Raw genomic sequence first — 14,094 nt, 5'->3', positions numbered from 1 at the left:
CTCCCTCATTGTAATTTCTCATATAACTGTTCACTCGATGAATTGAGCCCTCGGATTGTCACAGAAATCCCTTCTTCCTCAAGCTTCCCCTTCACTTTACTTATGGCACCGACAGCGGACTCGTCCCATAGCTGGCTGTCTTCAAAGTCGATACAAATTTCCTTTTCCATGACGTTGTTAAATGACTGGATGAATTTTGTCGTCGATGCGAAAAACAGCGGCCCTTTAACCTTATATATGCCCGCATCCGAAGTCACAGTCACACGGGATATTTTGGAGACAAAAAATAGCGAGCTCAAAACGACACCAATGACGACGCCAATCGCTAGATTATGGGTGTACAGAATGATCGCGACGGTAATCAGCATGACGATCGATTCCGTTTTCGGCGCTTGCTTGAGGAACTTGAACGAGCCCCAGTTGAATGTCGTCGCAGCGACCATGATCATCACTCCCGCAAGCACTGGCATCGGAATTTTGACGACCACGTCGCCCAAAACGATGATCAGAAACATGAGGAAGACACCTGCTGTGAATGTCGATAACCGTCCGCGTCCGCCTGATTTGATATTGATCATTGATTGGCCGATCAACGCGCACCCTGCCATTCCGCCGAAAAACCCTGTAATGAAGTTCGCAATCCCTTGTCCGCGCGCCTCCCGATTTTTATCGCTCGGCGTATCTGTCATATCATCGAGCACTTGGGAAGTGAGCAATGATTCGAGCAGACCGACAATCGACAACGCCAAGGAATACGGGAAGATGATTTTCAGCGTTTCCAAATTCAGCGGAATATCCGGAAGGAAAAACGTCGGCAGTGAACTTGGCATCCTTCCTAGATCGCCGATTGTTTGCAGCGATACACCGGTAAGGAGTGCAATGCCCGTCATAACGACAATCGCAATGAGTGGCGCGGGGATCGCTTTAATAAAACGCGGGACCGCGTAGACCAAAACCAATGTCGCGATTGCAAAAATAAAGGTCATTGCGCCATGCCCTCGCAAGTATGGCAGTTGGGTCATGAAGATCATGATGCCGAGCGCATTCACGAAGCCGAGCATGACGGAGTTCGGGATGAAGCGCATTAAGTTCGCGACTCCAAATCTTCCGAGAATGAATTGAATGATTCCGGTTAAGACAGTTGCCGCCAATACATACTGCAAGCCGTGATCCGCCATCAAGTTGACGAGGACCAGCGCCATTGCGCCGGTTGCCGCTGATATCAGACCAGGGCGGCCGCCGACAAATGAAGTGATGACAGCGATTGTAAATGAAGCGTAGAGTGCGACACGCGGGTCCACTCCTACGATGAACGCAAAGGCAAGTGCTTCAGGGATGAGCGCGAGCCCTACGACGATTCCTGCTAATAGATCGGCCCGGATATTTCCGAACCATTGTTGTTTCAATGTATGCATATGTAGTTCTCCTCTGGTTGCATTATAAATCGTCCTAATTATAACAGACACGGCGGTCTTGGTGCCCTTCACCAATACATTGAATTATCGCCACCTTTACTAAAATCTAAAAATATAGTACATTTGCTTTTAAACAATTCTAAATGGGGGGTTCTTCCGATGATTAAAATGGATGAGATTGTGAATAAGATCTATCATGCACATGAGACAAAGCAGCCAATTGAATTTATCCGCCACGACTATAAGGTAGATGAAGAGACCGCCTATTTCGTGCAGGAAGAACTCATTAAGAGAAAAATGGACTTACATAACGCTGAAATTGCCGGCTATAAGATCAGTATGACGAGTGCTGAAACGCAGGCAATCGCGAACACCGATGAGCCGGCATACGGCACGCTTCTTTCAACACATATTCAACAGAGCGGAGATACGATCGCGCTTTCTTCTTTATTCGACCCGCTGATCGAACCGGAGATTATGTTTATTTTGCAGGAGGATTTGTCACTGAATGCCGGTGAAGAGGAAATCATTCGGAAGAGCAAAATTTGTGCAGGCATTGAAATTCCGGATGCCCGTTATATCGATTGGTTCCCGAATTTCTCTTTGGCGGACTTGCTTTGCGATAATACCGCAACTGGACTTGTCGTCTTATCCGACCCGATTGAACCGTTGACTTTCAACCAATTTGAAAGCATTGAAATGGAGCTGTTTCATAACGGTGAAAAGATTGGGGATGGTCTTTCTTCAGCCGTGCTCGGCAATCCCGTGTCATCCGTTGCTTGGTTATCTGAAAAACTAGCGAAGAAAGATATAGCGCTGCGGAAAGGCATGGTCATCTCTTCGGGGACTTTCATTTCGCCGCTTGTTGCAAAGGAAGGAACGTATAACGTCACGTATTCAGCGGTTGGCGAGGTTAAAATTACGTTTGTTTGAATGAATTCCCACGTGACTTTCGATTTGTTATTCGGATTGCCTGAAACTATAACGCCCCTCCCCCGTATACTCAACTACTAGTCTATTTTGGTATACAGAAAGGGGATGCATGATGAGATCGGCGAATCCGAGTTTAGGGGAGAATACGTTTAAGGGCTTGCGGGCAGACGACGGGATGTCGATGACCATTCAAGGGACTGTGAACAAGACGTTCATCCTGTTTTTATTGCTATGTGCGACTGCGGTTTTTACATGGCATCAGTATTTTGCAGGGAACGATATTCAGGCGCTCATCTGGATTGGGCTTGGCGGCGGGTTTGTCGTTGCGCTTATTACGATTTTCGTGAAAAAGGCGGCTCCATATACGGCTCCGCTTTATGCGCTCTTGGAGGGCTTGGCGATCGGCGGGATTTCGGCAATGTTCGAATCCGAGTTTGAGGGAATTACGACGCAGGCGATTCTGTTGACGCTTGGAACTCTGTTTTCACTGTTGCTCGCGTATCGGTCGGGAGTGATCAAGGTGACCGAGAATTTCAAGCTCGGGGTTGTCGCTGCGACTGGGGCCATCTTCTTCGTGTACTTGGCCGATTTCGTCCTTCGCTTCTTCGGCATGGAAATTCCGTTCATCCATGAAACGGGGCTCATCGGCATTCTGATTTCGGTCGGGATCGTCGTTGTCGCGGCATTGAATCTTGTGCTCGATTTTGACTTCATTGAAAAGGGAGCGGAGCAACAGGCACCCAAGTATATGGAATGGTACAGCGCATTCGGCCTGATGGTCACGCTCGTATGGCTGTATTTTGAGATCCTGCGGCTGCTATCGAAGTTGCGGAGTAATAAATAGGAGAGAAATCTGGTGCCTGTGCATCACACATTTATGACAATTCATTAGTAGTTATCGTTATACAGAAAGAAGCCAACCGAATGTTGATATGGTTGGCTTCTGTTTTTATTTCATTCAATTGTAGTGCATAATCTGAATTGTTTGCTGCACAGGCACCCAAACAATTCAATCAATTTTCATCCAACGTCAACAGCGCGACGAGTTCCACGTGCACGGTGTGCGGGAAGAGGTCGACCGGCTGCACGCTTTGGAGTGTGTAGCCGAATTGCAGCAATTCCGCTGTGTCCGTTGCGAATGTGTCCGGGTTGCATGATACATAGACGATTCGCTTCGGTTGGGCGCGGCCGATCCGGCGCATCACTTTGCCGCCAGCACCGCTCCGTGGTGGGTCGACCAATAACAGATCCGCCAAGCCCCAGCTTTCGTGTATTTCATCGATTCCTTTACGCGCATCGCGGGCAAGGAATGTCGTGTTATGCAGATCATTGTCAACCGCGTTCCGTTTTGCGGATTCAATCGATGTCTCGACAATTTCAATGCCCGCCAATTCCTTCACGCGCGCTGCGAACGGAAGTGAGAATGTCCCGACGCCGCAAAACAGGTCGATCATTTTTTCGTCTTCCTGCGGATTGCCCATCTCCAGTGCCAGCTCAACCAGTTTCTGCGCTTGCACGGGGTTCGTCTGGAAGAACGTATCGAACCAAAGTCGGTAGCGGTATCCGCCCAGCTCATCATAAATGAAGTCCCGGCCGGCCAACACGAATGTCTCTTCGGCTTGTGTACGGTCCGCCAAATCCGTGTTCACAAACCACATGAGGCTTTTCACGTTCGGATAGTTTTTCGTGATCCGGTCAATCAAATTTTCCGCCGCAGCCGCAAAATCACCAGCAGGCGCTTCCGTTGCAAACAATGCAAGCATAATTTCGCCCGTTTCAAACGACTCACGCACCATCAAATGGCGCAGCAGTCCTTCATGCGTATCTTTGTTGTAGCCTGGCAGGCCAAACTCTTTCACCCACTCGCTCACTTCCATTGTCGCGTCGACCATATTCCGACCGGCGATCAAGCATGTTTCTAGCGGGATGATGTTGCGGAAATTCCCCTGTTCATGCAGCCCGAGGTTCCCTTCAGGCGAGAAGGTGAATTCCATTTTATTTCGGTAATGCCACTGCTCGTCCATGCCAATCGTGTCGTGAACGAGATCCGGATTCATTCCCACGTTTTCCAACGCCTTTTTCACATGTTCCGTCTTATGCTTCAGCTGGCCGTCGTAGCTCCAATGCTGCCAGACACAGCCGCCGCAAAGTTCGAAATGCGGGCAAGGCGCCTCGATACGGTCCGGGTTCGCGGCCAAGATTTCTTCAGGCAGCACCTTACTCCATCTCAAGGTCGGATCCTCCACAGTAACTTGCACGGTCTCCCCCGGCAATGTTTGCGGAATGACGAGCTTCAACTTTCTCTTGTTGCCCAATTCATTCTCACGCCAAATTGCGGCCTGTCCATTTCCTTTTCTGTCCAAGTGGTCAATTTCCGCAACCATTCTTTCTCCTATGATAACGGTCAAGTCATGATTCCCCTTTCAATATTTCCTTCATCTATTAAGCAGCCGCCTTCAAACGGCTTATAATTTCTTCAACTGTCCTATTATAACGGAATTTGAGCGGAATGAAAATGAATCTTCATTCCATATGAAAATCGCAAATTAGAACAGACATGACGGTGCACTTTCCCTATAATCATATGGAGGGGGAAGATTATGGGAACATTCAACAAAAAAGATCCATATACAGTTTACTTGTTCACATGCTTTTTATCGCAACTGTTTTTCACGTTCATCTTTACGGTGAATTTGTTATACCATGTGCAAATTGTTAAGCTCGATCCGCTTCAGCTTGTTTTGGTCGGTACCGTTTTGGAACTGACGGTTTTCCTATTTGAGATTCCGACTGGCGTCCTGGCAGACGTGAAAAGTCGAAAACTTTCGCTCGTCATCGGCTATTTCTTAATCGGATTCGGATTTATGATGGAAGGGATGTTCCCTCTATTTGCGGCTGTCATCTTCTCGCAAATTGCATGGGGCATCGGGTACACATTTACAAGCGGTGCCCAGCAGGCTTGGATTGCGGATGAAATCGGGGAAGAACGGGCGTCTCTCGCATTCATTCGTGGAGCGAAGTTCGGGAAACTTGGGCAAGTCATTGCTATTCCTTTAAGCATCCTAACCGGTTATTTCATGATTCACTTGCCCATCATCATCGGCGGCATCTGCATGCTCGGACTGGCAATCTACTTACTGTTTTTCATGGAAGAGAAGAATTTCAAGCCTTTGCGGACAGGCGAACGGGTTTCAGCGTGGAAAAGCATGAAGGGGAATATGAAGAAAATCGTTGTTTATTCCAAAGCGAGCTTTGTCATGAGAATGCTGCTTCTTATTACGTTGTTCATCGGCTTGTACAGTGAAGGCTTCGATCGATTATGGATGACGCACTTCATTGACGCATCCGCTTTGTCTTCACTTTCGAATGAAAAGCTTGTCCTCTTTATGGGCGGACTGCAATTCATCGTCGTCCTACTTTCCTTCACGGTTCTTCACTTTATGAACCGAAGTACGATCCATTTGAATTTGCGGCATATTTACATTGCCCTTTTCATTGGCAGCTCTCTGATTGTCGCTTCACTCATCGGATTTGCATTCTCCGCCGTTGTCATCAGTTTGCTCGTCTGTTACGTCATGATCGAAGTGACAAGGCAAGTCATGTACCCATTGGAGGACATTTGGTTGAATAAAATCATCTCGGATTCCTCGACACGGGCAACCTTCTTTTCGGTCAAAGGCCAAGTCGACGCGATTGGTCAAATTGGCGGAGGTCCGATTATCGGGGTGATCGCATCACGGTTTGCGGTAAAAACGGCGATCCTGGCAAGTGCCTGCTTCATCATGCCCGTTTTGTTTTTATATACAGTCGTCTTGAAAAAAGACAAAGCGTGATTCATTCACACTTTGTCTTTTTCTATGATTGACACGAAGATGTGTCAGGGGCTTTATTTCTTGTCCATCTGTTCCGCCACTTGTTGCGATTGTGGACTTCCTTCGTTTCGAAGCTTCTCGATAATGTTTTGATAGTCCGTTTCATTACGATTCTGGCTTAATTTATAGGCAGCCTGAATCTCCTCTACTTTTATCTTAAATCCGACGATGCCTTTCAGTTCACTTTCCAGGAGTTTCGGGGAAAGTGTATTCCATAACACGGGGTTTTCGCGATGCCCCTCATACTTCTCCAGCATGATTGTTAAGCCCTTAATTAATTCATCTTGCTCTACGATGCTTGCTTTGCCATATATATGGACCGCTTGATAATTCCACGTCGGCACATTTTCATGAGAATACCAGGAAGAAGAAATATAGGCATGCGGCCCCTGAAACATAACGAGAACATCATCATTTGCATCAAACGTCCGCCACTGGGGATTGCCATAAGCCATATGCCCGGTAATGTAGAAGTCATCACCTTCTCTCGTGAACCCGAAAGGTAAATGGGTAGCAATCGGTTTCCCCTTTTTCGTCGTGACAATCGTGCCAAAAGAATTCTCTTGAATAAAACCTCGGATCTCCTCAACATCAGTAACCTTAAAGTACTTTGGAATATACATCTAACTCCCCCTCTCTTAGTAGAGCGTAACAAAGTCGGTGCCTGTGCACCACACATTTATGACAATTCGTCTGAATCTATAAACATGTATAAATTGGCCAACAGAACACTGCTATAACTGGATTCCCGTTTTATTTTATGCAATTGTAGTGTATAATCTGAATTGTGTGTTGCACAGGCACCCAAACAATTCTGAAACAAGAAAAAGACCGGATGGACCAGCATCCGGTCTTTTCTATTCTACCACTAGACAACTTAGCCGTTATAAACGCTTTCACATGTCCCTGCAATCGGTTCATAAAAACAATGAAGCTTAAATTGGCCGGTAAAAGGTTGGTTGTACCAGGTTGGAGGACAAGGACCGAATGGATTGAAATACCAAAGAGCGAATTTCGCTGGATGCTGTCTCCAATTTTCCAAGTTCCGTCTTGCTAGTCTTCTCTCAGTTTCTCTCGCTCGTTGATAAAATAAATTCCCCTTTTGAACAGCTTCAAATGAGTAATTTCCTCCTTGCACCTGAAAAATGACGTCATTAATTGTCCTGACATCACGAAAATCTAAACAATCTGCAACAGCGCGGTTAACAATTACATTGCCAACATATAGCATCCCCTGTTGTCCTTCACCCTCGGCTTCGGCTCTCATCATCCTTGCCATTAAATCGACATCGTTTTCACGGTATTTAACTCTTGGCATCTATTCACCTCAACTATATTGTATGAAAGATGGCCCGGACTAATGTCATTTTTAACGAAATAAGAATGTAGGCACGGCTAGCGCGGTTTGCAAAAGCGCAAAACGAAGGCCGCTCACTCCGTTTCCTTCAATCACTTTAAGGGAATAGTCAAATAGATTTAAAGCTTGTTGCAGTGCCTCTACATGCGCAATACTTGGGCACAAACGGTCCGGCTTTAACAATTGGCTTTTGTCTGGGATGCATATTGGCAGCACACCAGCGCGTACTATAAGCAGCGAAGAGATTGTTTTAGCTTACTAAAGGAGGAAGGATAACATGCCTAGCGGAACACATGCGACAGAACTGGATATCCCGATTGAAAAGGTGTGGAATTTTGTAAGCGATATGAACAGGTGGGCACCTCTCGTCCCGGGATATATCCAACATGAACTCTTGAATGACAAGCAATCGACGTGGACATTTAAAGGCGACATCGGCATTATGCAGAAAACCGTTAAATTGCGGATCGACATTACGGAATGGAAAGAGCCTTCACTCGTCACATTCAACTTGACAGGATTGAATGAAAACTTTGTGGGCAACGGTTATTTTAAAGCTGCCGCCATCTCGGACTCCAAAACAGAGATGACCGGGAACTTGGACATCACCGCAAAAGGGGTAACGGGACCAATGGTAAACGCGATCTTGAAATCCTTCGTCCCAAAAACAGCCACCGACTTAACAAAAGCCATCGCTGAAGAAATTACTAGTATTGAGTTGAAGAGAATCTAAAACCGGTGCCTGTGCACCACACATTTATGACAATTCATCAAAATCTATATAAATACAGCAAGAAGCCAACCGAATGTTGATACGGTTGGCTTCTTCATTTATTTTATGCAATTGTAGTGTATTTACTGAATTGTGTGCTCCACAGGCACCCAAACAATTCTCACACAATTATGCTTTGCTGACAACGATTTCTTCATCGACAACGTCTACATGGACGTTTTCGATCTGGTCTTCTTCCAAAATGAGATCTGTGAGTGGATCTTCGATTTTGTCTTGAATGACTCTGCGAAGCGGCCGCGCTCCGAAGCGTTTGTCGTAGCCGAGCTTCACCAATTCCTGTTTAGCTTCAGGTGAAATTGAAATCGCAATGTCGTTTTCTTCAATCGCTTCTTCCAAATCGACAAGCATCAGGTCGACGATTTCGAGCAGATTGTCTTCTGTCAATTCATTGAAGGAGACGATTGCGTCGAAACGGTTGAGGAATTCAGGTTTGAAGTAATCTCCAAGCGATTCGAGCATGGAGACTGATTCATGTGCGGTTTGATTGAACCCGACATTGATCCTCTTCTCGCCTGTCCCGGCGTTGCTTGTCATAATGATGACCGTGTCTTTGAAGCTGACTGTCCGACCGTGCGAATCCGTCAAGCGACCATCTTCCATAATTTGAAGGAACATATGCTGAACATCAGGATGTGCCTTTTCAATTTCGTCAAGCAGCAAGATCGAATACGGATTACGACGGACTTGCTCCGTTAATTGGCCCGCTTCTTCATGCCCTACATAACCTGGAGGGGAGCCGATGATCTTAGACACGGCATGTTTCTCCATGTATTCACTCATATCAAGGCGAATTAACGTGTCTCGGGAACCGAATAATTCTTCCGCCAACACTTTTGTGATCTCCGTCTTACCAACACCCGTTGGACCGACGAATAGGAACGATCCGATTGGACGGGTTTTTGATTTTAATCCTGCACGGCTCCGGCGGATTGCTTTTGCGATCTTTTCAACCGCTTCCTGCTGTCCAATCACTTTAGCTCGCAGATTGGCTGCAAGGTCGTTCATTTTCGCTTGTTCCGATGCTTGCAGTTTCGTCACTGGAATGCCTGTCTTTTCTTCTACAATTTCCTCAATCTCTTCAACAGTCACTTCAATGAAGGATTTTCCGCCTTGTTGGGCTTCTTCTAATCGTTGACGCAACTGAATTTCTTCTTGACGCAACGCTGCCGCCTTTTCATAGTCTTCCGCTTCTGCAGCTTGTCCTTTTTCCAGGACGACTTCTTCCAACCGTTTTTCGATTGAATCTGCGTCTGCAGAAGAGTGTTTAAGATTCAAGCGTGCCCCAACTTCATCCATTAAATCGATTGCCTTGTCCGGCAAGAACCGGTCTTGGATATAGCGTTGTGATAACGTGACGAATGCCCGGATCGCTTCATCGGAATAAACGACCTCATGGAAAGCTTCATAACGGTCTTTAATTCCGTTCAGAATTGTAATCGCATCTTCCATAGAAGGCTCTTTTACGATAATCGGCTGGAAACGACGTTCAAGTGCAGCGTCTTTCTCGATTTGACGGTATTCTTTCAACGTCGTCGCTCCGATGAGCTGCATGCTGCCCCGCGCCAATGCCGGTTTCAGGATATTCCCCGCATCCATTTTAGAGCCTTCCGCTGAACCTGCACCGACAAGAAGATGGATTTCGTCAATGAACACAATGACATCTTTCCGATTTTCGATCTCCTCGATCAATTGTTTCATCCGCTCTTCAAATTGACCCCGGATTCCTGTGTTCGTCACAAGTGAAGCGACATCTAACACGTAAACTTGTTTGTTCAACAGTTTTGCCGGGACATCGCCTTCATGAATTTTCACTGCGAGTCCTTCTGCAATCGCTGTTTTACCGACACCGGGTTCCCCGATGAGCACCGGATTATTTTTGTTTCTTCTATTTAATGTCTCAATAACTCGCTTCACTTCTTGATCACGGCCAATGACCGGGTCGATTTGACCTTCCTTCGCATCATTCGAAATGTTTTTGCCAAGTTGGTCTAACAAGCCGTTCCCTGGATTTTCATCGGCTTCTCTAACTTGCGTATGAGCTTGAGGGTTGCCGTTCGCTTGGAAAAACTGATTTGCATTGCCTGCGTTTAACTGTCCTTGAATCTCTTGAAAACATGTATGACACATATGCATCTGCATACGTTGTTGATTCACTTGAAGGCGAAAGCTCATAGTCGCTTCGTTTCTACCACAATTTTGACATTTCATAAGCTATTTCCTCCTCGTTTTTTCGTTTTTCATTCTGACCTTGACCATCTTTGACTATACCTAATTATACACTGACCTTTTTTGACTTTCAAGGTATCTGCTTGATTAACTAAAAAAGGCACTGGATTTTTAACGTCATCAACCTGACGCTAAAAACAGCACCGTTTTTGAATTACAAGCGAACACACATCCCTAAGATGGATTCGGATTTTTTTCCAATATCCCGATGAAGTTTTTTCTGTAAGAATACAACAAATAGCTGAGGGAAGGGACTAGGTGGACGGCTAGTACAAGCAATGAATGATCGAGGAACAAGTGGAGCAAGAAGATGTTAGTGACAATTGGAGCTAATACAACAATGGCCAATGGGACGAATCGATTGGCGAGCAGCAGCATCCCGCAAATGATTTCCAACGATTTTTCCGGGATCAATAAATAGTTGAATTCGAATAACGCCATCGCCTCAGGACTCGTCGCAATGAATGGCTCCCATCCGAATACGACAAAATAGCCATTAATCCCCGCCCCCAAAAACATAACACCTAAAAACAGCCTGCAAATATGCAACAACCCCGTTTTCAACTTTTACACCTCCCCTCTTCATCCTTCATCCTACGAAAAGCGGATTGGTAAAATGAATTTTGCATATACCTTATGCACGTGTACTCGTAACTCCTTCCTTATTCGCCAATCATTGTAATTTCACTTTGTCGGTGCCTGTGCGCCACACATTTATGACAATTTAATATAAAGTGCCTGCCACTAATCATTGATTCATTTCCCAGTCACGCCGCATGACCCTTGTTGCGATATCCGCCGCGCGAATGGGTATCGGTATTCTGCTTTCAGACCCTGTCAGCGCAAGGGCAATCTTTGTCGAGGAGTCAATGTTAATTTGATTACCAGGGGAAATGAAGACCGGTTTTACACCTTCTGACGTTCGAAGCACCCGGCCGATCGTTTCCTCGCTTACGACAATATCTGTCATACAGCCTTTCTCCCGCCCGGGTGGCGTTACTTCCGAATCGCCTACTTTAAAATACGTTTTGGCAACGCCGATTGTCGGAGCGCCCAGAAAAAAGGATGCATGTGTCGCGATTCCCATTTTTCTCGGATGCAGGATTCCGTTGCCATCAAAAAGAAAGAGGTCCGGCACATTCTTCAGCTGTCTCGCCGCATCGATGATCAAAGGAAGTTCACGGAATGCAAGGAAGCCAGGCATGTAGGGAACGGTGATGCAGCCGATGCTATCTGCCCGCTCAATGATCTCCATTGTAGCCAAATCGAAAACTGCGATATGGCAGAAACCCATCTCTTTTCCATTCACACTTGCATAGGCGACGTCCACGCCACCCGCGATTCGGAGATCATGGAGGGAAAGCGGTTGGCTGACATCAATCTCTACCGCCAGCCTCTCTTGGATGGAAATGAATTCGTCAGGATGAATGTTGAGCGGATGTATTTGATGAATTATCAATTTCCGCCACATCTCCTCAACGAATATTTTTGAAAAGTGTACCTGGCGAACAGTTAAATACATCTATTCTCTTGCTACTTAAGCTTTGCTCACCCGTTGAAGTATATTATTTCATGACCTATAGTTTACGCGTTAAATAATCCTTTTACTTCTTCTCAACATATATTGTTGAGAACCTAACTAAAGGAGTGAAATTACATGGGATATTTCCCACAACAGGGACCAATGAGTCCACAATCCCCTCCTCCAACATTCATACCACCAAAACCTTCTGTGTCCTATATCATCGACTGTCTATATCAAAACACTTATGTATGGCTTACAAATGGCAGACAGTTTTGGTTTTACCCTACGCGTGTGGAATCTGGAGAAGTATCTGGATATAGGTGGAACGGTGCTTTCTGGCAATTCTACGGTATCGACCCAAGATTTATAGATGCTGTTGCCTGTTATCCTACCCCTACCCTTTACTAAAAAAGGCGGTTAAGTACCTTTATTTGATTTTCTGTTTGAATACTCGTCACGAAATGGTGAATCCGGTTTTCAAACTTGCGGCATTTTGCTCATATCCATATACAACAGGTTCCACCGATGACCGTCGGGATCGGCAAAACCGCAGCCGTACATCCAGCCACCCTTTTCGCCCGGCTTGCTGAAAACAGTACCGCCAGCACGTTCAACTTTCTAGGCGAACTCATCCACTTCATCCCTAGAGTTCGCCCCCAGAGAGAATAACACTTCAGTGCCCTGCTCCGAATCCGCAACAGCATTACCCGCAAAATCGCGGAACTTAGATTCCGGGAAGAGCATCAAAACAACGTGATTGTCTCCGATGATCAAGCTGAATGAGCCGTCTTGACTCATATACTGCTCATTCAACCGAAAACCTAGCTGGGTATAAAACGCCTTTGCCCGTACTGGATCATGCACTGGCAGGTTCAACCATAATTCTCTCGACATACCTAACAACCTCCTGATATAGAAATGCAGTAATCACTCACCTCTATATAAATTGAATGTTTATTTAAACTTTCCTTCTTGTTTGGAATTTAATCTATACCCGTTGTCCGCTACTTAGAGTGCTGCTCTTTTTCACGCGATGACAGCATGCTTAGACGGTACATATGTGCAAAAAGAATCCCACCCTTGCACATTGGACAAGACTCCAACCGCTTTGTCGGTGCCTGTGTATCACACATTTATGACAATTCATTGCTAGTGATAAAAATACAGAAATAAATCAATAACCATTTGATTCGGTTGGCTTACTCATTTATTTTATTCAATTGTAGTTAATAAACTGATTTGTTTGCTGCACAGGCACCGATATGGATCTTAATTCAAATCATCATCTCTTCACATACAACTCTCCCTGAATAAGCCTCCGCTTTGTCCATACCAGCGATGCCAACACTATCAGTTCAAACAAGTTGGTAATGGCATTGCTTCCAACATTAAACGGGACAGCACCGCCGATTGTCATAAGTACCACGCCTAAGAAAAACACGGCCCATCCTGTTTTCTTCCACAGCACCCCGCTGACAAGGAGCATAGCAAACGTGATCAATAGAATCATAATCGGCGGTCCACTTTGCGGTTCTGCGGATGAATAACTGACAACCCCATATTCTTTTTCAACTTGTAGCTGAAGGTCTGCGGTTACAAATACGATTTCGATTAGAATCGCGGCTATGGTGTAGAGGACGGAAAGAACGGTTACCCACGTATTCATTGCCCACGTAACGCCGATCTCGCGTAATGTTCCGATAGAGAAGATCACTAATAATGGTGTAACGATGGCATGAATCCAAAATCTTGCTGCATTTAATTTTTCTAGTAATGCTCCTTCTCCAATCCAGTGACCGGTAGCTAAAATTCCGTTGTCGTAAAGTAAGGCGATAGCGACTAAGTAGACCACACTCGTCCATTTGCTGAACTCTCCTGCATTCATACCTTTTAAGCCCCAAATGAGTAAAGCAAGATAAACGAAGGTAAAAATCATGTAAAATATCTGATCCATACACGGCTCCTTTCTTTTT

Annotated in this window: 13 protein-coding genes; 4 read left to right on the top strand and 9 right to left on the bottom strand. The window is 45.7% G+C overall.

Annotation, left to right across the window (positions count from 1 at the left end; genetic code table 11):
- Nucleotides 1-5: 5 nt before the first annotated feature.
- Nucleotides 6-1,415 carry a SulP family inorganic anion transporter gene (locus tag M3193_RS13185; RefSeq protein ID WP_251628473.1) on the bottom strand — a complete coding sequence of 470 codons (1,410 nt, stop codon included), beginning with the start codon at nucleotides 1,413-1,415 and terminating at the stop codon, nucleotides 6-8.
- A 159-nt stretch (nucleotides 1,416-1,574) separates the two neighbouring features.
- Between M3193_RS13185 and M3193_RS13180 the strand changes: the two genes are divergently transcribed.
- Nucleotides 1,575-2,348 (top strand): 2-keto-4-pentenoate hydratase, encoded by a 774-nt coding sequence (locus M3193_RS13180; protein ID WP_251628470.1) that lies wholly within the window; start codon nucleotides 1,575-1,577, stop codon nucleotides 2,346-2,348.
- 112 nt (nucleotides 2,349-2,460) lie between these two features.
- Nucleotides 2,461-3,192 (top strand): Bax inhibitor-1/YccA family protein, encoded by a 732-nt coding sequence (locus M3193_RS13175; RefSeq protein ID WP_251628468.1) that lies wholly within the window; start codon nucleotides 2,461-2,463, stop codon nucleotides 3,190-3,192.
- Between the two features lie 169 nt (nucleotides 3,193-3,361).
- On the opposite strand, the gene rlmD is transcribed toward M3193_RS13175, so the two are convergent.
- A complete protein-coding gene (rlmD, locus tag M3193_RS13170; protein WP_435372051.1) occupies nucleotides 3,362-4,732 on the bottom strand; it encodes a 23S rRNA (uracil(1939)-C(5))-methyltransferase RlmD in 1,371 nt (456 codons plus the stop codon).
- A 216-nt stretch (nucleotides 4,733-4,948) separates the two neighbouring features.
- Here rlmD and M3193_RS13165 point away from each other — a divergent pair, with 216 nt between their 5' ends.
- Nucleotides 4,949-6,181 (top strand): MFS transporter, encoded by a 1,233-nt coding sequence (locus M3193_RS13165; RefSeq protein ID WP_251628464.1) that lies wholly within the window; start codon nucleotides 4,949-4,951, stop codon nucleotides 6,179-6,181.
- Nucleotides 6,182-6,234: 53 nt separating this feature from the next.
- Here the strand turns inward: M3193_RS13165 and M3193_RS13160 are convergent, their stop codons facing one another.
- The gene (locus tag M3193_RS13160) at nucleotides 6,235-6,843 is read right to left on the bottom strand and encodes an FMN-binding negative transcriptional regulator (protein ID WP_251628462.1); all 609 of its coding nucleotides are present in this window, start codon (nucleotides 6,841-6,843) and stop codon (nucleotides 6,235-6,237) included.
- A gap of 254 nt (nucleotides 6,844-7,097) precedes the next feature.
- Nucleotides 7,098-7,538, bottom strand: coding sequence for a cell wall hydrolase (locus M3193_RS13155; protein ID WP_251628460.1), 441 nt, complete (start codon nucleotides 7,536-7,538; stop codon nucleotides 7,098-7,100).
- A 316-nt stretch (nucleotides 7,539-7,854) separates the two neighbouring features.
- Here M3193_RS13155 and M3193_RS13150 point away from each other — a divergent pair, with 316 nt between their 5' ends.
- Nucleotides 7,855-8,310, top strand: a complete 456-nt coding sequence (locus M3193_RS13150) for a CoxG family protein (RefSeq protein WP_251628458.1) — start codon at nucleotides 7,855-7,857, stop codon at nucleotides 8,308-8,310.
- Between the two features lie 168 nt (nucleotides 8,311-8,478).
- On the opposite strand, the gene M3193_RS13145 is transcribed toward M3193_RS13150, so the two are convergent.
- The 5 genes from M3193_RS13145 to M3193_RS13125 all read right to left on the bottom strand — a co-directional run bounded on the left by M3193_RS13145 (nucleotide 8,479) and on the right by M3193_RS13125 (nucleotide 14,006).
- A complete protein-coding gene (locus M3193_RS13145; protein WP_251628457.1) occupies nucleotides 8,479-10,578 on the bottom strand; it encodes an ATP-dependent Clp protease ATP-binding subunit in 2,100 nt (699 codons plus the stop codon).
- 192 nt (nucleotides 10,579-10,770) lie between these two features.
- Nucleotides 10,771-11,160, bottom strand: coding sequence for a hypothetical protein (locus tag M3193_RS13140; protein WP_251628455.1), 390 nt, complete (start codon nucleotides 11,158-11,160; stop codon nucleotides 10,771-10,773).
- A gap of 184 nt (nucleotides 11,161-11,344) precedes the next feature.
- Nucleotides 11,345-12,055: an endonuclease V gene (locus M3193_RS13135; RefSeq protein ID WP_251628453.1), complete on the bottom strand. Its 711-nt coding sequence runs from the start codon at nucleotides 12,053-12,055 to the stop codon at nucleotides 11,345-11,347.
- Between the two features lie 684 nt (nucleotides 12,056-12,739).
- The gene (locus M3193_RS13130; RefSeq protein WP_353056414.1) at nucleotides 12,740-13,015 is read right to left on the bottom strand and encodes a VOC family protein; all 276 of its coding nucleotides are present in this window, start codon (nucleotides 13,013-13,015) and stop codon (nucleotides 12,740-12,742) included.
- Nucleotides 13,016-13,403: 388 nt separating this feature from the next.
- On the bottom strand, nucleotides 13,404-14,006 hold the full coding sequence (locus tag M3193_RS13125; RefSeq protein ID WP_251628451.1) for a phospholipid phosphatase: 603 nt from the start codon (nucleotides 14,004-14,006) through the stop codon (nucleotides 13,404-13,406).
- Nucleotides 14,007-14,094 lie beyond the last annotated feature (88 nt).

This window comes from Sporosarcina luteola (assembly GCF_023715585.1).
GTDB classification, from domain to species: domain Bacteria; phylum Bacillota; class Bacilli; order Bacillales_A; family Planococcaceae; genus Sporosarcina; species Sporosarcina luteola_D.
This window is presented reverse-complemented; position numbering and strand designations above follow the sequence as displayed.